The 24,750-nt window shown below is 44.0% G+C and carries 19 protein-coding genes and 1 tRNA gene; 7 read left to right on the forward strand and 13 right to left on the reverse strand.

Annotation, left to right across the window (positions count from 1 at the left end):
- Positions 1-36: 36 nt before the first annotated feature.
- The 5 genes from purN to KK083_RS22145 form a co-directional block, all read right to left on the reverse strand.
- The gene (gene purN, locus KK083_RS22125) at positions 37-621 is read right to left on the reverse strand and encodes a phosphoribosylglycinamide formyltransferase (RefSeq protein WP_254167678.1); all 585 of its coding nucleotides are present in this window, start codon (positions 619-621) and stop codon (positions 37-39) included.
- Between the two features lie 43 nt (positions 622-664).
- Positions 665-1,516: a geranylgeranylglycerol-phosphate geranylgeranyltransferase gene (locus KK083_RS22130; RefSeq protein ID WP_254167679.1), complete on the reverse strand. Its 852-nt coding sequence runs from the start codon at positions 1,514-1,516 to the stop codon at positions 665-667.
- Between the two features lie 215 nt (positions 1,517-1,731).
- Positions 1,732-2,925, reverse strand: a complete 1,194-nt coding sequence (locus tag KK083_RS22135; protein ID WP_254167680.1) for a pyridoxal phosphate-dependent aminotransferase — start codon at positions 2,923-2,925, stop codon at positions 1,732-1,734.
- Positions 2,926-3,174: 249 nt separating this feature from the next.
- Positions 3,175-3,783 carry a recombination mediator RecR gene (recR, locus tag KK083_RS22140; RefSeq protein ID WP_254167682.1) on the reverse strand — a complete coding sequence of 203 codons (609 nt, stop codon included), beginning with the start codon at positions 3,781-3,783 and terminating at the stop codon, positions 3,175-3,177.
- A gap of 34 nt (positions 3,784-3,817) precedes the next feature.
- Positions 3,818-4,099, reverse strand: coding sequence for an ATP-dependent Clp protease adaptor ClpS (locus KK083_RS22145; protein ID WP_254167684.1), 282 nt, complete (start codon positions 4,097-4,099; stop codon positions 3,818-3,820).
- 154 nt (positions 4,100-4,253) lie between these two features.
- Here KK083_RS22145 and KK083_RS22150 point away from each other — a divergent pair, with 154 nt between their 5' ends.
- A complete protein-coding gene (locus KK083_RS22150) occupies positions 4,254-5,711 on the forward strand; it encodes a sodium:solute symporter (RefSeq protein WP_254167686.1) in 1,458 nt (485 codons plus the stop codon).
- Positions 5,712-5,795: 84 nt separating this feature from the next.
- On the opposite strand, the gene KK083_RS22155 is transcribed toward KK083_RS22150, so the two are convergent.
- The gene (locus KK083_RS22155; RefSeq protein WP_254167688.1) at positions 5,796-6,107 is read right to left on the reverse strand and encodes a hypothetical protein; all 312 of its coding nucleotides are present in this window, start codon (positions 6,105-6,107) and stop codon (positions 5,796-5,798) included.
- Between the two features lie 134 nt (positions 6,108-6,241).
- Entirely contained in the window at positions 6,242-6,586 is a 345-nt protein-coding gene (locus tag KK083_RS22160) for an MGMT family protein (RefSeq protein ID WP_254167690.1), read from the reverse strand.
- 98 nt (positions 6,587-6,684) lie between these two features.
- Between KK083_RS22160 and KK083_RS22165 the strand changes: the two genes are divergently transcribed.
- The 6 genes from KK083_RS22165 (at position 6,685) to KK083_RS22190 (ending at position 11,334) form a co-directional block, all read left to right on the forward strand.
- Entirely contained in the window at positions 6,685-8,193 is a 1,509-nt protein-coding gene (locus KK083_RS22165; protein ID WP_254167692.1) for an Ig-like domain-containing protein, read from the forward strand.
- A 124-nt stretch (positions 8,194-8,317) separates the two neighbouring features.
- Positions 8,318-8,402: transfer RNA gene (locus KK083_RS22170), tRNA-Ser, on the forward strand.
- Between the two features lie 247 nt (positions 8,403-8,649).
- Entirely contained in the window at positions 8,650-9,891 is a 1,242-nt protein-coding gene (locus tag KK083_RS22175; protein WP_254167694.1) for a site-specific integrase, read from the forward strand.
- Positions 9,892-9,926: 35 nt separating this feature from the next.
- Entirely contained in the window at positions 9,927-10,511 is a 585-nt protein-coding gene (locus tag KK083_RS22180) for a hypothetical protein (RefSeq protein ID WP_254167696.1), read from the forward strand.
- A 101-nt stretch (positions 10,512-10,612) separates the two neighbouring features.
- Entirely contained in the window at positions 10,613-10,945 is a 333-nt protein-coding gene (locus KK083_RS22185; RefSeq protein ID WP_254167698.1) for a type II toxin-antitoxin system HigB family toxin, read from the forward strand.
- A 2-nt stretch (positions 10,946-10,947) separates the two neighbouring features.
- The gene (locus tag KK083_RS22190) at positions 10,948-11,334 is read left to right on the forward strand and encodes a helix-turn-helix domain-containing protein (RefSeq protein WP_254167700.1); all 387 of its coding nucleotides are present in this window, start codon (positions 10,948-10,950) and stop codon (positions 11,332-11,334) included.
- A gap of 413 nt (positions 11,335-11,747) precedes the next feature.
- On the opposite strand, the gene KK083_RS22195 is transcribed toward KK083_RS22190, so the two are convergent.
- Genes KK083_RS22195 through KK083_RS22220 form a run of 6 tightly spaced genes read right to left on the reverse strand, consistent with a single transcriptional unit; the run spans position 11,748 to position 24,750 of the window.
- Positions 11,748-12,758, reverse strand: a complete 1,011-nt coding sequence (locus tag KK083_RS22195; protein WP_254167702.1) for a hypothetical protein — start codon at positions 12,756-12,758, stop codon at positions 11,748-11,750.
- Positions 12,715-14,715, reverse strand: coding sequence for an AAA family ATPase (locus tag KK083_RS22200; protein ID WP_254167705.1), 2,001 nt, complete (start codon positions 14,713-14,715; stop codon positions 12,715-12,717). The genes KK083_RS22195 and KK083_RS22200 overlap by 44 nt, the downstream gene beginning before the upstream one ends.
- A gap of 24 nt (positions 14,716-14,739) precedes the next feature.
- Positions 14,740-17,949: a type I restriction endonuclease subunit R gene (locus tag KK083_RS22205; RefSeq protein ID WP_254167706.1), complete on the reverse strand. Its 3,210-nt coding sequence runs from the start codon at positions 17,947-17,949 to the stop codon at positions 14,740-14,742.
- Positions 17,949-21,908 carry an ATP-dependent DNA helicase gene (locus KK083_RS22210; protein WP_254167707.1) on the reverse strand — a complete coding sequence of 1,320 codons (3,960 nt, stop codon included), beginning with the start codon at positions 21,906-21,908 and terminating at the stop codon, positions 17,949-17,951. Before KK083_RS22210 ends, KK083_RS22205 begins: the two co-directional genes overlap by 1 nt.
- Positions 21,905-23,185 (reverse strand): restriction endonuclease subunit S, encoded by a 1,281-nt coding sequence (locus KK083_RS22215; RefSeq protein ID WP_254167708.1) that lies wholly within the window; start codon positions 23,183-23,185, stop codon positions 21,905-21,907. The genes KK083_RS22210 and KK083_RS22215 overlap by 4 nt, the downstream gene beginning before the upstream one ends.
- Positions 23,182-24,750 (reverse strand): type I restriction-modification system subunit M, encoded by a 1,569-nt coding sequence (locus KK083_RS22220; protein ID WP_254167709.1) that lies wholly within the window; start codon positions 24,748-24,750, stop codon positions 23,182-23,184. The genes KK083_RS22215 and KK083_RS22220 overlap by 4 nt, the downstream gene beginning before the upstream one ends.

Genomic DNA, 24,750 nt, shown 5'->3' on the forward strand with positions numbered 1-24,750 from the left:
TGTATTCCTGGCAGCTCGCAGCTCATAACTTGTGGCTTACATCTCTCCAGTTGTCCAACGCTCAATCACTCTGGGATAATGCTCGTGTTCCAACTTCTGCACGCAGGCGGCGATCTCGAGGGGTGAATGATTGTCTTCCACCTTGCACCGCCCCTGGAAAAGCGTTCGCCCTTCGTCGTAATGTTCGTTCACCAGGTGGATGGTGATGCCGGTCTCGGTTTCACCGGCGGCCTTTACCGCTTCGTGTACTTTGGCTCCGTACATACCTTTGCCACCGAACTTGGGCAGCAGCGCGGGGTGAATGTTGATGATCCTGTCGGGATAGGCGGTGATGAGGTAACGGGGGATCAGCCATAGAAAACCCGCGAGCACAATGTGGGTGATCTTATCTTCCTTCAGCCATTGAAGCACTGCGCCTTCTTCCTTAAAGTCTTCGCGTGAGAAAGCCCTGGCGGGAACCTCCAGCCGCCTGGCGCGCTCCAGCGCATAGGCCTGTGGGTTGTTGCTGAGCAAGAGGGCAACCTTAATGCGTGGATGATCCTTAAAATAACGGATGATGACTTCGGCATTGGAGCCGCTTCCGGAGACGAGTACCGCAATACGGATTTCGGGTGACGACATTCAACTATAACTTAAAGGGCAAAGAACGCAAAGAATCCTCCATTCATACAAACGCCATGCTTAATACACCCAACAGCAGTATCACTTTGCAAAAACTGCTCAGCCATGCAAAGTCCTTTTTTGTGTCGGCACGGATCAGGCTGAAAAGCAGCCAGAGCAGGGGAATGAAGAGAAAGGGTATGAAGTAATAGAGCGGCAACCTGACAAAAAAAAGGTTGAAGGCCAGCACTGTGAGTGAAAAGAGAAAGATAATGCTGTAAATGAGAAGTTTTGTTTTTCTTAGTCCCCAGATGATAGGCAGCGTTCTGCATCCGAAAGTATTGTCTCCCTTCAGGTCTTCCATGTCTTTGATGATCTCCCTGATGAGCGTGATGAAGAAAGCGAAAGAGGCGTAGATAAAGATCAGGTAGTTGCCCGTCTTGTATAACGTATCCACGATCATGATAGACAAAGCGGTGAGGATGGCCACCACAAGGTTGCCGATGAAAGGCTGACGTTTGAGGTCGTTGGAATACCACCAGAGCAAAAAGGCGGAGACGAAATTGATGAGCCCGATGCGCCAGTCGAGGAACACGCCGATTGCTACACCGGAAATGGAAAGCACCGTGTGCAAAAGAATAGCATACCGCCGCGTAATGCCTTGGCCGATCACTACCCGCTCGGGTTTGTTCACCAGGTCTATCTTCACATCGTAGTAGTCGTTGATGATGTAGCCCGCCGCAGCGATCATACACGTGGAGGTTACCAGCAGAAAGAACCGCACGTCGAAAACGTTTGCAGTCGAGATCAGCATGGCTGCCGTAAAGTACTGAGACAACGCCAGAATGAGCAGGTTCCACACGCGGGTGAGGCGCAGGAAAGAAACCAGGAACCTTTTACGAAGCATTGTGGCCATACGCTGACAAAGGTAAGAAAAGTCCACAGTCCACAGTCGACAGACCACAGACGGGTAGTGTTAAATCAGCATACCGTGCTTACGAAAAGCGCCGGCCCTCGTTCATTTGAACCGGAGGCGGCGCTTAGATTTTATTCTCAATCCTTTGCCTACTGCCCATTTGCCTACTGCCTACTGCTCTGCCGTGGACCATCGTCCGTGGTCCGTGGACTCAACTACTTCAACTTACCCAACGCTTCCCCAATCCTTTTCATCGCTTCGCGCAGATCTTTCTCGGATGCTGCGTACGACAGCCTCACACATTTCGGGTCACCGAAGGCGCCGCCGGGAACCATCGATACGTGCGCCTTCTCCAGCATATACATGCAGAAGTCGTCCCCGTCTTTGATGGTAACTGTGCCATCAGACTTGCCGTAGTAAGCGCTTACATCAGGGAAGAAATAGAACGCGCCCTGCGGGTAATTCGATTTGATACCCGGGATTTCTTTCAGCAAGTTATAAACGATCTCTCTTCGCTTTTTGTATTCGTCCACCATTTTATAGGTAGGGGCCTGGTCACCGCTGATGGCGGCAAGGGCTGCACGCTGGGCGATGGAACAGTTGGCCGAAGTGATCTGGCCCTGTACTTTGTTACATCCGTCAGCGATCCACTTCGGAGCAGCGATGTATCCCACGCGCCAGCCGGTCATGGCATATCCTTTTGCAAACCCGTTCACGGTGATAGTCCTTTCAAACATACCGGGGAAGGCGGCAATGCTCACCCGCTCACCGGTGAAGTTGATATGTTCATAGATCTCATCGGCAATGGCAATAAGGTTGTGCTTAACAACTACTTTGGCAATGGCTTCGAGCTCCTGCTTTGAAAAGACAGTGCCTGTAGGATTACAGGGAGAAGAGAAGATAATGACCTTGGTCTTCGAGGTAACGGCAGCCTCTACCTGGGCAGCGGTTACTTTGAAGTCGTTCTCGATGCCACCTTTCACCATCACCGGTGTTGCCTCTGCCAGCCGCACGAGTGCATCGTAGCTCACCCAGTAAGGAGAGAACACGATCACTTCGTCGCCGGCGTTGAGCAGCGCGAGCATGGCATTGGCGATAGACTGCTTGGCACCATTGGAAACAACGATGTTCTCTGCTTTATAGGGAACGTTGTTTTCCTTCTGGTATTTCGAGGCCAGCGCTTCACGCAGGTCCTGGTATCCGGCTACAGGAGGATAGGCAAAATACTTTCCTTCATCGATGGCATTCTTGGCAGCATCACAAATGTGCTGCGGAGTTTTAAAGTCAGGTTCACCCAGGCTCAGGCTCACTACATCAATGCCTTTGTTCTTAAACTCCCGGGCTTTTGCAGCCATCGCTAGTGTGGCCGACTCTTCAATAGCCTCGATCCGGTTGGAAAGTTTGTTCATAACGAAAATTTTTTTGAAAGCGAACAAAGAACGGGATTCGAAATCCAAATTTCAAGTTTAAAGTTCAAAGTTTAAAGTTGAGAGCCCGCTAACGTACGGTAGTTGTTTCTTGGTTGCCAGTTGCCAGTTTGCCGGATGGCCAGTTGAGAGAGGTGCACGGTTTCACTTTTACAATTTCACCTCAATATGTAGATCGGAAAAAGTTACGACACTCGAACGAACCGGTAACTGGCGACTGGCAACTGGTAACTAATTGAACAGTGTGCGTCCCAGAATACTCCTCCCCAACGTGATCTCGTCTGCATATTCCAGGTCGCCACCAACAGGCACACCTCTGGCAATAACAGAAACTTTCAGGGGCAGGTCTTTGATGCGTTTGTTGATATAAAAGGCAGTAGTGTCGCCTTCCATGGTAGGGCTGAGTGCAAGGATCACCTCCTTGATCTCCGACTGGTTGTGATTCAGGCGTGAGATGAGGTGCTCGATCTTCAGGTCGCCGGGGCCGATGCCATTGATGGGCGAGATCACGCCACCCAGCACGTGATACAGCCCCGTATACTGGGCGGTATTTTCGATGGCCATCACATCTTTGGTGTCTTCTACAACACAAACGATGCTGCGTTCACGCCGGTGGCTGGCGCAGATGGTGCATACTTCGGTATCGGAGATATTAAAGCACGATTTGCAAAACTTGATCTTGGAGCGAAGGTTGTTCAACGCTTCCGTTAATGCATAAGTGTTCTGCTCGTTTTCTTTGATGAGGTGCAGCACCAGCCGTAAAGCCGTTTTCTTGCCAATGCCCGGCAGCCTGGAGATCTGGTTAACAGCCTCTTCGATGAGTTTGGAAGGATATTCCACTTTCGTTTACAGATAGAAAGATCGCGACGGCGATTTACAGGATCCTCGCATCAATGCCCGCTTCACAGATCGCCTCACGCATAGGTTTGAGGAAATCGAAGCTGCCGTTTTTCACGGCGCACTTGCCCTTGAAGTGGACCAACAACGTACACTGCTCTGCCTGTTCTGGTGTGTGACGACACACGCGGATGAGCGTATCGATTACATGATCAAAAGTGTTCACATCATCATTAAAAACCACCAGGTCCATGAGGTCAGTGGTTTCAACAGCCTCCAGAACATCTATTAACTCTTCTTGCTGATAAGCAGTTTTCATAGTTCTGTATTTAAGCAGACAAAAATAAGCAATTTAAAACGCTATAAAACTTTCTCCCTGACGAATTCCTTTATTGTTCTTTAGAACACACCGTTGCACAAATTTGGAATTATAACGTTTTCGTTTTTCATTGCCGATTAATTTTTAAGCCCACATGACACCTACCCTGGTACTGACCATTATCGTTATCTATTTCCTTGCCCTCATCCTGATCTCCGTCATAACCTCCAAAGGCGCTGATTCAACTACGTTTTTTACCGCTAACCGTCAGTCGCCCTGGTACCTCGTTGCTTTCGGTATGATCGGTTCATCCCTCTCCGGTGTAACCTTTATTTCAGTGCCAGGAAACGTCGGTAATATCGGCTTCGGCTATTTTCAGGTGGTGCTGGGCTACCTGGTGGGGTATTGGGTGATCATCGGCGTGCTCATGCCGCTATACTACCGCTTGAACCTGGTCTCCATATATACATACCTCGAGAAACGTTTCAGCTTCTGGTCGCACAAGACCGGCGCCTCCTTCTTCCTTATTTCCAGAACACTCGGTTCAGCATTGCGTCTCTACCTGGCGGCCACAGTGCTCCAGCTGTTTCTGTTCGATGCCTGGAATGTTCCGTTTTTTGTAACGGTCGCTATCACCCTGGTGCTCATTTGGGTTTACACTTTCCGCGGCGGCGTAAAAACCATTGTGTATACTGACGCTTTCCAGACCCTGTTTCTGGTGTCAGCCGTCTGCATCACCGTGTGGCAGGTCTCTGACAGCCTCGGCCTCTCATTTTCAGGCATGGTTGAAGCCGTGAAGAATGGTCCTTATTCGAGGATCTTTTATTTCGATGACCCCAGCTCACCTATGTTCTTTTTCAAGCAGTTCCTGGGCGGTGCTTTCATCACCATTACCATGACCGGTATGGACCAGGAGATCATGCAAAAGAATCTCACCTGTAAAACGTTGGGCGATGCGCAGAAAAACATGTTCTGGTTCAGCATCATCCTGGTGGTGATCAACCTGCTCTTCCTCACGCTGGGTGCGCTGCTGTATATGTATAGTGAGCAGAACAACATTCCGGTGCCCACTGCTACCGATGAGCTGTTCCCTTTGCTGGCATTGAATAAGTTCAGCCTCCTGGTGGGCGTCTTCTTCCTGCTGGGCATCACGGCGTCATCGTATGCCAGCGCAGATGCCGCCCTGGCCGGATTGACCACATCATTTTGTATCGACTTCCTGGATTTCAAAAACAAAAGTGAGAAGACCAAACAGTTGCAGAAGTTCTGGGTGCACCTCGGCTTCTCATTCGTGTTCCTCATCATTATTGTGATCTTCCGAAAGATCAACGAGCGCAGTGTGATCGATGCGGTGCTGAGCATTGCTGGCTATACATACGGACCGTTGCTGGGCCTTTTCACGTTCGGGTTGTTCACCAAGTACCAGGTGAAAGACAGGCTGGTGCCGATAGTATGCGTGCTGTCGCCGGTACTGACGTATGCTACCAAGATCGTCATCGAAAAGAATTTCGATTACAGGTTTAGCCTCGAGATCCTGTTGGTGAACGGACTGCTCACCTTTATTGGACTGTTGCTGATCTCGAAGAAGGGAGAGCGGGTGCAGGCCCTGTAAAATGGAAAAGGCTGTCGTTACCGACAGCCTTACCAGACTAAAACCAACCCCTCATCCATATTTTATACAATTCTCCGGACTGTATTAACTCTTATGGTACTGGTATTCCTGGGTGCGTGCTCCCTTTGAGATGCGGATCGTATACAAGCCGCGTTTCATCTCGCAGAAGTCAATGATCATTTTTCTTTTGAAGAGGGTTTGTGTTGTTACAACATCGCCGGAGTAAAGGATCTCCACCTTTGCCCCGATGAATTTGCGATCCGCCTTGTATACAAAAAGGTTTTTGTACTTTGCCGGAACCGGTATCACGCCATCACGTCTTGCGGCTGCGGACAGGGGCTGAGTTAGCATCAGAACCGCTACGCCGATCAGTAAGATTTTTCTGAAGGTTTTCATGGCTATTGAACAGCCAGAGTCACGCGAACATTATGCCGATGTAATTAAATAGTGTTTTTTATGCAGTAGGGCACACTGTATACCATTAAACCATCCAGTTTTGGGATGCCGGGTTCTCAATTTGAGTGTAGGATTTACATCAATTCTTTCGATGGATTCCAGAATATCTCGCTGAAGTTTTTCACCTTATCTTTCGCAACCTTCACACCTTCTTTCTCCAACAGCTTCTGCATCTTGCTCGGCGGTTTGAAGTGATGTTTGCCTGTGAGAAGTCCAGCGCTGTTCACCACCCTGTGGGCCGGTACATCTTTCGGACAACCAAACATGGCCCAGCCTACCATACGTGCACTCGATTTAGCACCGAGATAGTGGGCAATGGCGCCATAGCTTGTAACGCGGCCTTTCGGGATCAACCGGGCAACGGCATATACATCTTCAAAGAAATTCGGTGCAGATTCTTTCTTTTTGGTACGTGGCATGAGCTTGAACTGATGATCTTGCTAAATTTACGGGGATTTTAAAATAACATCGACCTTATACTGTGAAGCAACCTCTTTTGATCGGAATTTTTTGTCTGTTGGCTTGCAAATCTTTCGGTCAGAATGGCCATAACCTGGTCTTCCCCGACTCTGCAGGCTGGAATATTTTGAAAGAGAACCAGGAACTGACATTTAAGGTCAGAACCACCAGCGCCGACCCGGCAAGGTTCTCCATCGAAGGCACTGAGAACACCGGCATCCAGTTCGATTCACTTGGAAACTTCCGCTGGAAACCATCTTTTGATCTGGCAGACCGTGTGTCGAAGACCAAAGAGGTCAGCGTCATCTTCCAGGCCGACTGGCCCGACAACAAACGCGTAAGGCAGTCCATCACCTTCACCGTGAACCATGTGAACAGGCCTCCCGTAGTAGAAGATCTTCCGGTCTTTTATGTGAAACAATCCACGAGCAATACGTACCAGATATCCGCCGATTATGTGTATGACCTGGATGGCGATCCGCTTGTGTTCAAGTCTATTCAGTCGCAGATGCCTGAGGGATCGAACCTTTCACAGCAGGGGCAACTTTCATGGAACCCATCACGCGGCCAGTTTGCTTCGTTGAAGAGCAGCCCGGTGTTCATTGAGTTCATTGTTCAGGACCAGCCCGATAAAGCCGAGACCAAAGGAAGGATCAAGATCGCGCAGACGCAGCAAGACCTTCCGTCAGAGATCATGATCGTGCCCGGCGATTCGTTGTTCACCATCAAGGAAGACGAGACCCTGAACCTGAAGATCTACATCTCCGATCCCAATGGCGATGACAATGTGAACAATGCTGGCTTCGTCTCCAACGATAAGCGTGTGCCCATCTATGCCTTGAAGGGAAACACCGCGCTCCAATACGAGTTCACGTGGAGTCCGGGTTACGATTTTGTTGACGATGTGCAGGGCTCGCTTACAACGGAGCTGACGTTCTTTGTGCTGGATAAATCCAACAACCGTACGCAGCGCAAGATCCGTATCAGGGTCAACGATGCCGAGAACCTCATCAAGAAAGACAATCATCTTTTCCAGAAATACCGCAGCAACCTGGTGGAGGCGCTGATGCTGATCCAGCAGTTGGATGCCAACCAGAAGAAGCTGAACCAGGATTATAAGCAGGCCAGGAAGGGCAAGAAGAACCGCTCGATTGTCAATGCCTCGTTGGGTGCCGTTACAGGTCTTACGCCCATGGTGGTTGATAACCCTGATCAGTCCAAGATCGTGTCAGGTGTGGGTGGTACCACAGTGCTCACGTTGGGCACGCTTGAAGCCACGGAAGTGATCGGCCGTTCAAAGGAGGCTATCATGGACAAGATCAAGAACACCATCGACATCCGTAACCGGGCGCAGGCGGCTGGAGACGAGTTTGCCCGCAAATATGCCCTGAAGCTGGCCCGGCGCAACTCAGAATTTGACAAGGACATCGAAAAGCTGCGGGCTGTGCTTAACGATCAGCGCATTGTGCTGCTGGAGCTGGATGCTTATTCCAAGAACGCCAGCCGTGTAGATGACAAGGAGATCAAGAAGGTATTTCTTGATTATGCTGAAGAAACCGGTAAATAAGGGCCATTTTTGTTGGGCCAGGCTTTGCTGAATTTCCGGAAACCTATACATTTGCAGTCCCAAAATAAGCATAGACCCAACACACCGGCCTTCCCCGCTACTGGCGGATGCAGGGCGGATAAACAGAGGAGTGGTAGAGTGGTTTATTGCACCGGTCTTGAAAACCGGAGACGTGAAAGCGTCCGGGGGTTCGAATCCCTCCTCCTCTGCTGAGTAGTAATCAAACAAAATCAAAACCTCGAAATCCCGCTGATTTCGAGGTTTTTTTGTTTTTAGGCCCACCAAAATCGAGCAAAATATCATGATCCCTTGGTGCCATTGTGGTGCCAAGCGAGCCGAGCGTAATTCTGGCACCAGAAACCAGTGTAAAACGCAGTAAATCAACTAGTTCACTAAATGGACATCTTGATTTTAAGGCTTTAGATGGGAAACTTAACCATTTAAACAAATAGGATTATGAGACAGACGATTTCAGTGAAGTTCTTCGCCCGCACGGGCAGACTGACAAAGAATGGATTGGCGCCCGTATCCATGAGGGTAAACATCGGGCAGCAAAGGATCAACATCATCACCAAGATGTATGTGAAACCGGAGGAGTGGTCGGTTGAAAAAGGTAAACTCAAAACCAGCACCGAAGAAGCGCGCAGAATAAACCGCATACTCGAAGGCTTCCAGCTCAAGGCATTCGACTACCAGCGCGAACTCATGAACGAAGGCAAGGAGGTCACCATCGACAATCTGAAAGCAAAGTGGTATGGCATCTCAGCTGAGAAGCCCAAGATGCTGATGGACGTGTTCACAGAACACAATGAGCAAATGAAGGCGTTGGTAGGTCAGGAGTTCTCACCCCTTACCCTTGAGCGTTATGAAACTTCTTTCCGGCACACCCAGGAGTTCATGCGCTGGAAATACAAGATCGATGACATCGACATCAAGCAGCTGAACTATGAGTTTATTTCCAACTACGAATTCTGGCTCAAGTCAGAGCGCAAGTGCGATCACAACACGGCCATAAAGTATTTATCGAACTTCAAAAAGATCGTGCACATCTGCGTGAAGAACGGATGGCTTACCCGCGATCCGTTCGTTGGCTTTAAAATGTCGAAGCGTGAAGTGGAAAGGCCTTTCCTGGTAGAGGAAGAGTTGCACAAGATCATGAATAAAACATTCGTTGGGCAGCGCCTGAACCACGTCAGAGATATTTTCCTGTTCTGCTGCTATACCGGCCTGGCTTATGCCGATGTGCTGAAGCTGACCAAAGAACACATAACGACTGGCGTCGACGGCGAAAAATGGATCTGGACAAATCGCCAAAAGACGGACTCGGCTACAAGAGTGCCTTTACTTCCTCATGCACAGGAGATCCTTGATTGGTATCAGAACAATCCGGAGTGTCTGAACAAAGGAAGGCTGCTGCCGGTGCTCAGCAACCAGAAAATGAATTCTTACCTAAAGGAGATCGCTGATGCGTGTGGCATCACTAAGAAGATGACTTTCCATACGGCCCGGCATACGTTCGCTACTACCGTAACGCTGACCAACGGCGTTCCTATCGAAACAGTCAGTAAAATGCTTGGGCATAGGAATCTGAAGACCACACAGCATTATGCGAAGATTCTCGATTTAAAGGTGAGTGAAGATATGGCGAAGCTCCGGAACAAGCTTGCTTCACGGGTAATCACCCCATCTGAACAGTAATTAACAGTAATCATCAGTTCTTAACAGTATTTAATATGAACAGAATTGTAATCTATCTCGAAAGTAAGGAAGTGGTTTTCCACGGCGCGCTGATACTCATTATTCTTTACGTACCTCACGCCGGCCACCTTTTTAAGCAGTTGGAGCACCTTGATATGAGCTTTTTCGGCTTTTCAGTGCTCAACTGGGTGTATGGCATAGCCCTGGCGGCTGTGATTGAGTTCATTATCCTGGTGTTTATCATCAACGGCTACCGGAACACTGGCAAGTTCTACGCGGTTGTGAGCTTCTTTCTGAATGCCTTCTACTACGACTATTGGTTTGTAGCCATCCAGGAGCCGACGATGGTTAATAAGAAGTTGGCAGGAATAAGTTTCCTGGTTTGCCTTACGCATTCTTTGTCGGTGTGGCAGTTGAGTGAGTTGTTCTATAACCGGCTAAAGGCGGAGAAGGTGGTTGAATATTGGTGCCCGGAATGTGAGGCGGGGCCGTTTCCAAATAAGCGATCTATGGAGGGACACATTTCGAAGGCGCATAAATACTATAGAAAGCATGAGGAGAATGGCAAGGCTTCAGGGCCTCTACTAAATGGTAATGGTCTTGGGCGATATGAAGTCTAAGTCGTAGTTCCCTTCAAATCTTTGTCATAAGCAGCAATAATCTCGCATTTTAGAAAGTTCACTTTTTGTGAACTTTCTATTAGACTAAATCGTATATTTGGATGAAGGTTCATTTGATTAGAAAAGAAACCATTGAGAGCTTTGTCGAGGCAAATGCACGGAGCAAGCCTTCGTTTGCTATTTGGCTCACGGCCGTGAAATATGCTGATTGGAATGCGCCTTCCGATATCAAGCAAACATTTGGGTCTGCCGACCTGATAGGCGGCGGTAGCAAGCGGGTAGTGTTTGATGTCGGAGGAAATAACTACCGGATGATCTGCAAATATGCATTCGGTGAAAAACAGGTTCACTTATTCATTTGTTGGATCGGCACCCATACTGAATATGATGCGCTATGCGATAACAATGAACAATACACGATAACGAATTACTGAGTATGGTAGCGCTGAAGTATAAAGTGATCAAATCGAAAGGGCAGTACAAGGAATATATAAAGATCTTGGAAGAGCTCGTCGCTGCGGATTTTAAGAGCAAAGCGATGAAAGATGAGATTGAGTTGCTCACATTATTGATTGAAAGATGGGACGGAGAAAATAATTCGTTCGATGATGTTGATCCAATAACGCTTCTTCGTTCGCTAATGGAGGAAAAGGATTTAAAAGCAAAGGATTTGGTAGAAATTCTTGGTGTGAGTAAGGGTCTCGTTTCAGATATCCTCAATTATAAAAAAGGCCTCTCGAAAGAAATTATCCGAAGTCTGTCAGGTTACTTCAAAGTTTCTCAGGAGGCGTTTAACAAGCCGTACGAATTGAAATTAGTCTAGCACAAGTGCGTGGAAATTCGTGCATGTATAGTTGAGGTAACCGGCAGATCGAGAGTGCCAAAAACGTGTTACCCGAGTAGTTTTTTCTGGCTATTTTACTAGTACAAAAATACCAGCACTCCTTCTAATCGATTTTGACAGAAAACGATCCTTACGGTACAAAAGATTTTAGGCTTTTCTAACGAAAGCCTAATAGCGGGTGAATTCTGAATTTACCGCAACTTAAATTTCAGGGATCATTATTGCCGCATTGGATATATGACATTGCAAAAGAATTCTTCAATGTGATGAAAGCGGAGAAACTTTCAGACGAGTCGATCCATCCAATGTTGAAAAGGCGAAGGAATATAAGGGAAAAAAATGGGGTTGTAGGCCAAAAAAACGTTCTTTGCATTTGCCTAAATTACTTCATCTCATTTTATAAGTCCTGCTTCTTTTGAAATATCCTTATAGAGTTTAGCTAAAGGTCTTTTATTGATATCTCTGCTAAGTAAATAGTTCCCAGCAAGTACCCTATTGATGTGTTCTTCATCCAAAAAATTTGCCGGGTTGTTTGCTCCAAGAGATTTTAAGTACGCCTTGAATTTGGTCGTGTATATTTTTGCCCTTATGTAAATATCACCAACAATTTCCTTGTGATTTTCGTAGATGTCCTCTAAATGAAAACTTTTCAATTGATTTTCAAATTTTTGACTTTTCAGCACATCCTTTTTCCCCTTAAGTTTTAAGCGGAGCTGAATATGATTTGGATCAGAATATTTACTGGTAACGAATTTGATAATTGACTTTTTGTCTGTTTCGAAAATTCCGAAACTGTCGTAGCTATCTATATGTGGATTTATCAATTCAGCAAGCGGAAAATCTTTCTTTGACTTTGATTGATTACAATGGCCGCAAGCAGGAATTAAGTTGTATAAAGACACGCTAAAGAATGGATAGTCTTTCTTCGCAAAAAAATGATCAAATGTGTAAGCAGGTCTACCAGCCTTTTTAAGGTTAAGTGTAAATTGACTATTACAGTATAGGCATGCCTTTACAGGCATTATTCGGCCAAGCCAACCTCCTTTCAATTTACTTTGTCTGAATCCTTTGTAGTTAAATATTTTTTCAAGTCGCTGTCTGAAATCTGGATTTGCCTGAATGTATTTCAATGTGCCATTTTTTTGGAATTTGGTAATCCACTTCTCTAAGACAACGGGATGTCCTGTTAAAAGCTCGTCAATATTGGTAATTAAAGTTGTCAGAATTGATCTTCTCTTAGCGTTTGTCGGGTGATACCTATTTAATCCATCCACTACATCTCCTTTTACTCTTCTTTTGTATTCATCTACGAACTCCGCTGCATTTGCATACCCATGGGTCTTATGCGGGATTAGGATTCTATACATTCTTATTGGGATTTTTCTTTTTTCGAAGATCTTCAAGTTTTTTTTCCGCATCAGCGATTTGCTGATCGATGTCGTCCGGCTGGTTCGTGTTGTCAGTGATAGTCAAATCATCAAACAAATCCTCAAGGCGACTTTGAATTAATGGTTCTCCTATAAGTTTAATCCGATTTAGAAGGAGGACGCTGCGGTCAGACGTGATCCCGGAGTGTTGGGCTTCTTCGATATCGGCCAATATCGTATTGATAAAAGTAAGTGCGAAATCGCCAACCAAGCCCTCACCCATAAAAAACGCATCTGCAAATAAGTCGTGGATATTAGCAGCAAAAGTTTGCTCATGGCTCTCTAAACTTCCGATATTTAGGGTTTTATTTTTTTCACGCGTTACAAAAATAATCCGCTCGCGTGGGATATCGGATACGACAAATGGCGAATGTGAAGTAAGGATAAGTTGAATTTTGCTTTCAGTTAAAAGGTTTAAGTAGTTTGTTATTCTAGCTATAAACCTTCTTTGCCATTTGGGGTGAAATCCAAGCTCAGGTTCATCTAATAGAAGGTAGAAGCAATTGATATTGGTTTCGCCATAAAAGAACGACTCTGCATTGTCTTCATCAAAATAATACTCCGAAATTGACGAAACTGCTTGTCGGTAAGCATAAAAAATTCTGGAGAAAATATCGAGATATGCTTTTTCGCCTGTACTCATATCCCTCCAATTGAGATCAAGAAAACTATATCCTCTTCTATCTGTCCTTTGAATGCTTTTGTTGTAAGCAGTTACTAGTTTAAGATCCCATTGATAGACCTCCAAAGCTTCGCTTACATCAATGTAAAAAAACGATGTGTCTTCGCTAATCGATTCTCTTCTATTAATACCACTATCAATCTTATTGAATACGAATTCTATAAACGAATTAAACTCGAATTGAGATTTGTCTATCCATTCTTGCTCAGCAAGGAATTGTCTTGCAGCAGTTATGTAGTCTTTCTTTTCAATTCCACTATAGTCATACTCTAATTCGTATGATTGATCACCGACAATTGCCAAATTAGAAAAATAATTCGCGATTAGGTTGATTACAAACCAAAGCTTAATCTTTTCAAGAACTGCTGATTTCTCTGTATCTCTGCCTTTTTTTGAAGCGGCACGAATATTCGAGTTAACCTTTCCGAAAGCTTTAGTGCCCGAATCATTTAGTGCTTTGTATAATGATCTATTTGAGATCGACAACTCCCGTTCAAATGGCCGTGATTTATTGTATCTGACTTGGATTATCGTTGGAAGTTGGAGGTCACTTAAATCGAACCGCTTATCTTGAGTGAGTTCGAATTGGCGTTTCGTATTTTTTAAGCGGTGTCGTTCTATCTGATCTAAATCCTCAGTATCATTTTTATCAACAGAGTCCTGAAAGACAAGGTAATTCGTTGATACGTCAATATATTGCTTGGCGTTTTTTATACCATCAGGATAATCCCTCAAGTCAAATGCAGGAGAATAGTAAATTAGTCTAATGTTTTTGAGGAACGGGATAGAATAATTGTTGACATAATTGTTTCTATCAAAACTGACGTTTACTTTGACAGGATTAGCAATCTCAAACGAATCTGTATTTTTGTCGACCCTAACGTCCCACTCCTTCAACAGTTTTCCTTTGCCGATTTCAAAAAAATCATGGACCGTGTGAATGATATTTTTTGATCTATCGTAAAAGCATGCAATAAATTTTTCGCCTACAAATAGATTGTTCCCGAGAATTCTTATCAGAGTTTCAAGCAAAGTAGTTTTTCCTGCCCCATTTGCGCCAACTATAGCTGTTAATTCACATATGTTTGGTCCATACAAGTTATCAATATATCCCTCTCTCAGAGAAACGATAACATCGATCCTTCTATTTCTGTCGTCTTGTGCAACATTAAATTGGAATTTGCCTGAAAAAGTCAGAGGCACTTTTTCGATTATTGACGCTCTTTCAAGCCAGACGTATAATAGTTCCATATGCTAATGTCATTATCAATACTTCTAACGATGAACATAAACACTTGCGCTTCCCCCTGGGTAGTTAGTGTATATGTGTTGGTATACGTTTATTGCCTTTTCGCTCACATCTTGATCGGTATAGGAAGTTTGCGGAAGCCATTGGAGGGTATCGAAAATAGTGGTCTTGACCTGAGCCGTTATTTGCCTGCTTTCACGCCAGCGCTCGATTTGTAATTTCTCTTCTTTGAGTTTTAAGAGCACATCAACAGATACTTTCTTAACCTCTTTTATTTCCGATTGTGTCAGCTCTTTTCCGGATCTTAAAAGATCAAAAATCGCTAGCGACTCCTTATCCAATTCCTCACGAATGGCCCTTGCATCTTCAATGTTTAAATCTTTGATGAAGTCGCTCAGATTTTCAAAGGCTCGCATCGTATCCTCCAAACTTTTACCCTGATTATATTCTTGAATGATTTCTTGATATCGTTCGTAGAAATTAATGCGAAGAGGATTCTCCCTCATCATCTGTTCCAATTTTTGTTCCACCGCGCGTTGCAAATCAAATACAACTGTATTCTTCTTTTGACTTTTGGCAAAAGCCGCCCTGAGTTTGTGAAAGTCAAACTTGCTTAAATCAACGTAGACACCTTCGGGATCGTGTACTTTATTCGAATCAACTAATATGCTTTCGTTAACGATCTGCTGGAGTTCAGTAATAATTGAAGTAACGTCAGCTGATTTGGTCTGCTGATTCAATTGCTGATAAACAGCTTCTATCGCGTTGAATTGGCGAATGAACGGTTTCACTTGTTCTTCGGGGTAAAGGGCATGGTACTTCCGAAATACATCCCTTGCCATGATTTCAAACTTCGTTCGTGTTGTTTCATTCAAGCAAACACAGTCAACAGCTTTCTTAATGTGAGCAATCTTTTCCATGGGTTTGGCATCCACATTACTGAGATCGCCAAGATTAAAACCAAGCTCTCCTAAGTATCCCTTCGTTTGTCGAATTGCCTCCTTCAGCTCTTCGGCCAACTGCTCTAATAATTCAACTGGTCTTTTGACCTCTCCAGCTTCTTCGCCGCCACCAGAGCCCCCAACGCTTCCTTTGCCTCCTTCACCGTAAACTGAATATGCTTTCTCCAATTGTTTGTACACATTTCCATAGTCAACGATCAATCCATTTTCTTTTTCATCGTCATAAACTCTGTTCGCTCGTGCGATGGTCTGCATGAGTGTGTGCCCCTTAATGGGCTTATCGAGATAAACCGTTGAAACACAAGGAGCATCGAAGCCTGTGATCCACATTGCACATACTATTGCTAAACGAAATGGATTTTCTTCGTCTTTAAATTCCTTTTCCAGATCACGCTCAACCATTTTCTTTCTGTGGGGAGCGATCTCCAAATTCATTTTCCTGAACTTATCAACCTCGTTTTGTTCAGAGCTTACTATTACACAAATTTCGGTCTCTTCAACTCGTTTTAATTTTCGCAATAAGCCTTGCTCTTCTTGTAGGTCAGTAGATTGTTGGATTTGCTTTTTCAAATCTTCAACGTATACCGGCCAATGTTTCAGAATCAAATCATACATGCGCACCGCAGTTGGTTTATCAAGCGCTACAAACATTGCCTTCCCCTGATAACCCCGTTCATTGAAATGCCAAACTAAGTCCTTGGCAATAGCATATAACCTTGGCTCTGCAGTTAATATTACGTAGTCCTTTTGAAAGAGATAAGTGAGTTTACTTTTTTGATCACTATCAAGACTTTCATTTTCGAGGATTTCAGCCATGCGTTCATCCAGCTGCGGGTTTTGAATGCCTAACTTTTCACCTCTATTCAAATAGCGTAATGGCAAAGTAGCGCCATCATCAATGGCCCTCTTGAAATCGTAAACTGAGACATACTCACCGAATATATTTTTAGTGAGTTCCTCTTCCTCTTTAATAATGGGCGTTCCGGTGAAACCCAGGTAAGATGCATTCGGAATACCTTGGAAGCGCATGTTACGCGCAAAGGTCCCTGCCTGGGTTCTATGTGCCTCATCCGAAATTACGATGATGTTCTTGCGATCCGTAATAAGGGGGTATTCGCTTTCAACTTTTGGATCAATGGAGAACTTATGAATCAACGTAAAAACATATCGATGATTAGCTTTCAATAGCTCACGAAGATTATCACGACTCTTCGCAACAACTTCTTTGCTGGTTGTTGCACCAACGCCTGTAAACGTATCATACAATTGTCTTTCGAGCTCACTGCGATCCGCCACAACGAGAAACGTATAAGACCCACCAAATTTTCTGTGAATCTTTTGGCATATGAAAACCATTGAATAGGATTTACCGCTCCCTTGTGTATGCCAAAAAACTCCCAACTTTCCTTTCAGCTCATCAATATTTCGCGCCTTGTCAATAACCTTGTTTACACCAATGAACTGGTGGTTTTTAGCCATGATCTTTACAACGTCTCCACCACTGTCATCGAATAGCAAGAAATTCTCGAATATGTCCATCAGATTATGCTTTGAGCATGTGCCCCTCAGCATGGTATCAAGGCTTACAATGCCTTCTTCTTCCTCGGTGATGCGTTTCCAGTCGAGAAAATATTTATATGGACTTGTAAGGGTACCCACTTTAGCATCAGTTCCATTGCTCAGAATAATAAACGCGTTGCTATGGAATACATGAGGAATCGTGTCCTTATAATCTGTAATGTTGTCGGTGTATGCATGGCGTAGATCGGTGTGATGGCCTTTTAGTTCGAAAAAAACCAGCGGCACTCCGTTGACAAAACCAATAACATCCGGCCGTCTATTATAAAGCTCTCCGACAATTTCCAATTGTCTTACAGCTAGAAAAATATTATTGCATGGATTTTCAAAATCAAAAACTTGAAGTTTCTTCTTTTCTAGTTCACCCTGATCATTGGTAAAACTTACTTCAACACCTTCTTTGAATAACTTGTACTTGTCCTTATTTATACGGCCTAATGTTTTATCAGCGCTCTTTTGTTCAATTTGTTCGATAGCCTGTTGATAAGCGGTGTCAGGCAAATCGGCATTTAAGGAAACGAGTGCTCTAAGAAGATCTCTTCTTAGAATCACTTCACCTTTGTTTTCTCGACCAAGTAGACCATCAACGCCAAAGGTCTCATTCGTCCAGGCAGTGAGTACTCCCCAGCCGAGTTCCTCCAGCACATCTTTTGTGGCTGTCTCAATTAAACAGTCTTCGGAATACTCGTAGCTCATTATCTTAAACTGATGTGAAGTTTAGAATACTTGTTCTTGTTATCCTCCGTTGATAGATCACCGTTGAATATTGATTCGACAATTGCATCAATCTTTTCAGTAGACACACCTCTTAATTCATCTGAGGTAATCAAGGAACTCTCAAAACCATTTGAAACATAAGCCGGTCTTTTGAGCTTGTTCCAGTTACGTTCATAAACGCGATTTCCTAACCTTCCCAAATGTTCCCAATACCACGTCTTCCCGTTAGAAAGAATCGTGAAATCACACTTTATTTTAAGCTCCTCCCCATTGGGCAAGGTGGGATACTTCTCATAATAAAAGTCAAACTTATCACGGCCCAATCTATCCCTTTTAACCTTCAGCGCATGATAGATCATGAGTTCGGTCCTCGATTGAACGAAAACTCCCACCTCAGGTTCTAAGCTAAAATACCGAAAAGGTTGATTCAATAATAACGTTGTCTTCCGGGAGTCCGTGAATGTTCTGGTTCGGGCCAGGTCCAAAAGGTTTTTACTACCGTGTTTATCAGGTAGGTTTTGAACAAACAAAGTGACGGATTTTCTGCAACGGGTAAGTGCCGTATAGATCAATTCCTTCGATAGGAGCCCTGGACGATCAGGGATAATGATAAATAAATGATCAAAGCCGCTGCCTTGGGACTTGTGAATTGAAATAGCATACGCAAGGTCAAAAAATTCCTGTTCAGCCTTGCGTATGCTTTTTAGTTTGATCTCTTTGAAATCTCTTTCTTGAAAGTATAAAGCCTCACCGTCATTGATTTGAATCAAGCCAATCGAACCATTGGAAAGAAGCAACTCTTCATCATGATAATAGTTTTTAGCCCGGATGATTTTGTCGGCCTCTTTGTAATATCCTTTGGCCAACTTCAATTCCAAAGAATGCTTGAATGTTTTTTGGAAATAATCATTGAGACCGTCCGTACCGGAAAGGCCAGATAAGTATGGAGAGAGAATTTGAAAGTTCTCCAGATTTGGTTGACTGTCTTTCTTGAACTTTCCTTCTTTCGTTAACCCAAGCAATAGATGGAGTCGTTCTTGCTTACTTCCATCAAACCGATTCTTACACAACGAATCAAATTCCTGATCAATTTTCTGCTTGAGTTCAGCATCGTCTTTGAAGAAAGTGATTCTAAAGCCTTCGGATATCTGCCGATCCCCGGATTTGAATTGAAGCAATGGTTCAATACCTTCTGACGGCTCACCTTTTTCTTCAAACGCCTGGCTTAGTTCGATGACCTTATTACCACTTAACTCCGAACGATAGTTGCCAGAAAGTTCTATATAGTTCTTATGGTAGTCTATGTTAGACTTTAAAAAATAGAGAATATCTTTTAAGACCTTTCCATATCCGATAGCTGGTAACTGATTTGGGTCGCCAACCAAGATCAAACGTTTAAAACTCGGCTTGCTGAACTGAAAGTGATTCATTACTTCCAGGAATTTCAAAATATCGACCATACTCATTTCATCGACCACAAGATTATTTACTTTGGCAATGTTCTCTCTTGTGAACTTTCCGTTTTTTACTTCGGTCAACCATTTATCAATAGTTGAAGCTTCAATCCCTGGAAATTCTTTATCAGCCTTAAGTCGAAGCGCGGCCTTACCAGTAGGCGTTAGTAGTAGATAATTTTCTCCCTGGCCTTTAAGTTCTTTCAAAATATTAAGTAGCTCGTGAGATTTGCCACTTCCTGGCCCACCTGCGAGTAGGTAAACTCTATTCTTGAACACATTCTCATAAAGATTCCGTCTATCGCTAGCGAAATCTTCCTTATCGAAATTGGCGTTCTTATCTAAAAGGCTAGTGCTCTTTTCTAAGTACCCGTCTAAATCACGGTAGCGAATGCCATTGGGTGGTTGATTTAACAGTTCATGAATTTTATCCCCCACCGTCTTTTCGGCCTCGAAAATTCTATTCAAGTAATAGTACCGGGTATCATTCGCATCAACGAGCTTAAGCTTCGAATCACTCTCAAAGAACGCATCCCTATCGGAGATAGGTTGCTTCAAGATGTCGGTCTTCAATGTCAATTCCGCATCCTGTTGATAAAATAGAGGGTACTGGCGCAATGCGTTCTCAAGTTCTGTTGCTTCCTCAAAGCAGTCTCCTTTCTGTTCAAGCTGCTTCAGGTAGTTGATGATCAAACAACGGAGCCGATACTTATGTGAAACGTTGCTAATAGTTTCACGCTGCAAGTCAAGCCTCGGCATGACTCGCGTATCCGGAAAGTAGGCGATATCTATCTTAAATAACTCAATCGGGCTATCTAATTCTTCACCAGTGTTGTCATCTATTCTACCATCTTCCGGAAGGTACTCCTCCACAAGCAAGTATGGATTGTTACAAATATCTTCTATAGGGGTTTTATCTTTATATGCTACTTGGTGCTTGTATCCATCAAAATCCTTGATTTTGCCATCAAGCACACGTTCGAACTGGTGCTTTGACAGATTGAGCATTGAAAGCTTAATGAGCTGTTCTGTAGAAATACCTCGTGGTTCCAAAGTTTCTTTCAAGTCGAAAAGCTCGTTCTTAAAGGCTTTAAATGCGGGATCGGATTTTGGATTCTCCATCAGGCTTAGCAGCTTTTCATCAACTTCTTCGATACCGGAGTCTTTAATACTATCATGGAGCTCTTGAAACTTAGTCTCTCGTCCAAGCAATAACTCTGACAACGTAACAAAGCCTGGAAAATAACCCCGATGTTTCCAACAATGCCTACTTAGCTCATCTACTGTTTGGATTTTCTTTACAATCTCACTAGGATCAATCACTCCGTCATTTTTGCAATCCACTAATCGCTGACGCATTTTATTGAGGATATAAATGGCTTCATCGTCATCAATATCCATAGCCACATATTTGAAGCAATGAACCAACTCGGGCTCAGAAATTGCAACCTTAATTTTATCGAGCGTAGCTTGTCGGAGAGCGGAGTCGCTTATGCTGTTGGCCTTACCAAGATATTCGTGATAAGGCATCATGACTTTAAGTGCATCATCGAACTTAAATTGCAAAGCCCAGTTTTGAACCGGGAAGTTTTTATTCTTAGCGAGCTTCTTGCGTTTCGCTTCAATCGCACTGAGAGGTCCAAATTCCAACAATTGTCCTTTGTTCATTATCAACGCTGCACCTACTACCAAGTACTGCCTCTCTTCTTCTGTGAATGGGTTACTGAACTTCGCATAAAAGAAGGCTATACTATTTTTCTCCTTAACCTTCTCACGGAAAAGCGGAATGCGTACTTTATCGAGATTGGGTGGATATGCCCCCTCTGCTTGTTGTTGCTTTATGGAACGATTGAATGAGATAGCAAACGGCCAACTGAACATCGCATTAGCCGAAAGTTCTTCTTTGACTGGTTCCAGTTCTTTTGGGGCCGCTGGGTTAATGTGACTTACTGTGGTCGACTTGGTGCCGTTTAGGTTTATGCTCCAATAACATGGAGGCAGATAATCAATGTCGGTAATCGATTTCCCCGCATGGTTGATCTCATCAGCCATGCTTTCCTCTTTGTTTCTGCGGATTCTCTCAGAAAGTAGTGAGTGGTAACCGGAGCAATAGCGATTTGCTTCGGGGTTCTTGCAGATATGACCGTCCCATGCGTTATCGTGCCATGCCACTCGGAGAGTAAAGTGCTTCAAAGGTTGGTTGAACTGTTCTGCTTCCAGTTTTTTCTCGATTTCTTGATTAGCCTCTTTCTTTTCTTTTTCTTTTTCAATTGCCTCAACAACAGACATCGCCCAATTCATCTGTTTGTGCGTTGTGCTTCGTTTTTTGTATAGCCCAATTTTCAATGCATCCTTGTCGAATCGCTTCCAGTTATCACCCATAGAAGCAAAGTCGAAGTATTGCTGCCACTCTTCTTGCGAAATGGAAGCAAAGTCACCTTCGAGGCGTGACAAATCCCAAGAGTCTTGTAGGTCGTAGCTCATGTCAGGTTCCAGGCTTGGTTTTCGGCAGTCAATTCAGGCTGCCCCGTGATTTCACTTACATCAATAGTTCCGTTCATTAATCTTGGCAACAAGATATCTCGTACTTCCCTTAAATAGATGTTTTGATTAGATAGGTTGGATATTAATTGCAGAACAGGTTCTACTATCAAATCAAATTCCTTTTGAGTATTTGAGTCCGGGACAATGATCTCAACCAGATCCTTTAGATCATTTCGTGAGAGCTCAAGTTGGTTTGTTGAACCCTTTCCTAAACTCGTTATTAATGCTTCTTGTGATTTTATTGCATATCCTAGGAGAATCGGAGAAATGATCATTTTGTCAGCCCGAACAATTGAAACATGGGTGTCAACAGTTACATCTTTATTCAAAGATGTGACCAATGCCACTCTTCCAAGCGTGCCAGCTCCGGTAGAGTTCACAACAACATCATAGAGTTGCAAGTATTTTTCTTTTGCAAATTTTGTATGAATAGACGTGAATCTCGACTGCGAGAGTGAAATCGCTCCGTCTCTAATGCATTTTTGATTAATGACTGTTATTCCAGCTTCGTCAACATACTTTGGCGAAATACCTCTCGATACAAATTCAGCAGCCTCACCAAGACTAATCTTTGACCACCCACGAGGTAGGTCAGTTCCGCCAGCCAACTTCAAACGCTTACCATTAACACGAAACTTATTAAACCATTCATCATAGGTTCGTTCAGCTAGCTCCTTCAGTAACTTAACGCGTTTGATGTTATTCTCGATCAAATCATCGTAGGTAGAAAGTATTGCGCCAATTTTTTCTTGTACCTCTTTATGAGCAGGGACAAGCAGTTTTATTGAACAGAAATTTGATTTACTTACATGATGTCTACCCGAAGCTGTTCCGGGATTTGCACTTGAAACTTTGGGGAGGTTGTGCTTCAGCAAATAATAGACAAAATCAGGATCATACTTTGTTCGGTCTGGAATCACTACGTTTACAGATTGGTTTGTAAAGCAAAATTGATCAGCCTGAAATATCTTTTCTCCGACGGTCCCGATAGTTACGACACCCGTGGATCCAGGAGGGATGTATGCTTTTTTATATTTCTTAAATGCCTTTTCCGAGTAATTTTCCTCCCATTTTGTAACATGACGCATGCCTATTTCCATATCTGTAGGCTTAATGAAAGGATAAACACCACCATAGAACTCCCGGTCAGTAGTTAATGGAGTATTACCAGTGATCACTTCTCCTAAGTCACCAATACTGATTTCATTCCATTTCATATTAGCTCTTCGATGTTTTTAGAAATGGTTTTCGAAATCTTTACTGCGGCTTTGTTCAACTGCTCTAATTCTTTATTGATCTCTGCTAAACGGGTTTTATAATCGAATCCGTCATCTGCCGTCATTGTAATGCCGACATATCTCCCAGGAGTAAGACTGTAGTCATTCTCTCTAACGTCACTCAGTGTAACGATCTTACAGAAGCCCTCTATGTCCATGTATTTCCTTTCCGGGAAACGATCGATAAACCATAAATTACTTTTACTTACATCGGGCTTTTCCCCGCGATGCATCTTTATGATCGCTGTTAGACCCTCCAACTGCTCTTCACTAAAATCATTGATGGTAGTTGTTACTTTGCGAAACACGTTGCGCGCATCGATCATTAGTATTTTGCTCTTATTTTCCTTTTTCTTTCCCTTGTCAAAGAACCAGACGTGGCAAGGCAATGAACGAGTGTAGAAGAAGTTGTTTCCAACGCTTACAATGCAATCCACCGCACCAGATTCTACTAATTGTTGGCGGATCAATTTTTCACTGTGCCCAGCATCGGCTGCTGAACTTGCCATGACAAATCCTGCTCTCCCCGTTTTATTCAGGTAAGAGTAAAAATATTGGATCCACATGTAATTGGCGTTATCTGCTTTTGGTAAGCCAAAAGGCAATCGCGGATCAGTTTTTACAAAATCTTTGCCCTTATCTACCTTATTTACATTAAAAGGCGGATTAGCCATGACAAAATCACACTTACCTACAAGATTGTGCGGATCAGTGTAAAAACTATTTGCCTCAATAATTTTTCCTTCTATGCCATGGATGGCTAAGTTGATCTTGGCAAGTTTTGTGTTATTGGTTTTTTGTTCAGTGCCATAACATTTGATCACTTCGTTTACCTCCTTGTTGCTATGGCTCTTTACAAAGTAACCGGTTTGCACAAACATACCACCTGAACCACAAGCTGGGTCATGGATGATGCCATGGTCAGGCTCGATAAAGTTTACTATCAACTGCACCAAACTTGATGGTGTGAAGAATTCACCACCTTCCTGTGCGCCGGCGCCCTGCATGGAGAACTTCATGAGGAAGTATTCATAGATTCGGCCGAACACATCACCTGTTGCCTTTTTTACGGCATCCTTATTGAATACTCGAACCAGGTCACGGAGCAAATCACTTTCAAACTCCTGGTAGTTCTTGGGCAGATTACCCTGTAAGTCTGGGTACTCTGCTTCAATCGTCTTCATCGCCTTGTTTATAGCAGCAGCAATGTCCTTGCCTTCTGGTAAGGAGGCAAGGTAATCATACTGTGCATTCTCCGGTAGCATGATAGCACCAGCAGCGAGGTAATCCTCCTTAGTGGCCTCTCTCTTTCCGCGCGGCCCCTTGGGTATTCTACTTTCAACAATTGGTCTAGCTTGCTCATATTTGTTTTGGGCAAAGCGGAGCAGTACCAATCCCAATACAGGGTCTTTATATTCTGCTGCAGTGAGTTTACTATTGGCACGCAAGGCATCTGCTGCATCCCATAATTCCTTTTCGAGTTGCCGTATCTGTTCCTGAGTCAT

Origin of the sequence: Chryseosolibacter histidinae, from assembly GCF_018598225.1 — a bacterium.
In the GTDB taxonomy this organism is placed as follows: domain Bacteria; phylum Bacteroidota; class Bacteroidia; order Cytophagales; family Cyclobacteriaceae; genus Chryseosolibacter; species Chryseosolibacter histidini.

What these genes read in the sequence shown, in the direction of transcription:
- purN (WP_254167678.1), bottom strand. Translation starts at nt 621, where the DNA reads ATGTCGTCACCCGAAATCCGTATTGCGGTACTCGTCTCCGGAAGCGGC.
- KK083_RS22130 (WP_254167679.1), bottom strand. Translation starts at nt 1,516, where the DNA reads ATGGCCACAATGCTTCGTAAAAGGTTCCTGGTTTCTTTCCTGCGCCTC.
- KK083_RS22135 (WP_254167680.1), bottom strand. Translation starts at nt 2,925, where the DNA reads ATGAACAAACTTTCCAACCGGATCGAGGCTATTGAAGAGTCGGCCACA.
- KK083_RS22145 (WP_254167684.1), bottom strand. Translation starts at nt 4,099, where the DNA reads ATGAAAACTGCTTATCAGCAAGAAGAGTTAATAGATGTTCTGGAGGCT.
- KK083_RS22150 (WP_254167686.1), top strand. Translation starts at nt 4,254, where the DNA reads ATGACACCTACCCTGGTACTGACCATTATCGTTATCTATTTCCTTGCC.
- KK083_RS22155 (WP_254167688.1), bottom strand. Translation starts at nt 6,107, where the DNA reads ATGAAAACCTTCAGAAAAATCTTACTGATCGGCGTAGCGGTTCTGATG.
- KK083_RS22160 (WP_254167690.1), bottom strand. Translation starts at nt 6,586, where the DNA reads ATGCCACGTACCAAAAAGAAAGAATCTGCACCGAATTTCTTTGAAGAT.
- KK083_RS22175 (WP_254167694.1), top strand. Translation starts at nt 8,650, where the DNA reads ATGAGACAGACGATTTCAGTGAAGTTCTTCGCCCGCACGGGCAGACTG.
- KK083_RS22180 (WP_254167696.1), top strand. Translation starts at nt 9,927, where the DNA reads ATGAACAGAATTGTAATCTATCTCGAAAGTAAGGAAGTGGTTTTCCAC.
- KK083_RS22185 (WP_254167698.1), top strand. Translation starts at nt 10,613, where the DNA reads ATGAAGGTTCATTTGATTAGAAAAGAAACCATTGAGAGCTTTGTCGAG.
- KK083_RS22190 (WP_254167700.1), top strand. Translation starts at nt 10,948, where the DNA reads ATGGTAGCGCTGAAGTATAAAGTGATCAAATCGAAAGGGCAGTACAAG.
- KK083_RS22200 (WP_254167705.1), bottom strand. Translation starts at nt 14,715, where the DNA reads ATGGAACTATTATACGTCTGGCTTGAAAGAGCGTCAATAATCGAAAAA.
- KK083_RS22205 (WP_254167706.1), bottom strand. Translation starts at nt 17,949, where the DNA reads ATGAGCTACGAGTATTCCGAAGACTGTTTAATTGAGACAGCCACAAAA.
- KK083_RS22210 (WP_254167707.1), bottom strand. Translation starts at nt 21,908, where the DNA reads ATGAGCTACGACCTACAAGACTCTTGGGATTTGTCACGCCTCGAAGGT.
- KK083_RS22215 (WP_254167708.1), bottom strand. Translation starts at nt 23,185, where the DNA reads ATGAAATGGAATGAAATCAGTATTGGTGACTTAGGAGAAGTGATCACT.
- KK083_RS22220 (WP_254167709.1), bottom strand. Translation starts at nt 24,750, where the DNA reads ATGACTCAGGAACAGATACGGCAACTCGAAAAGGAATTATGGGATGCA.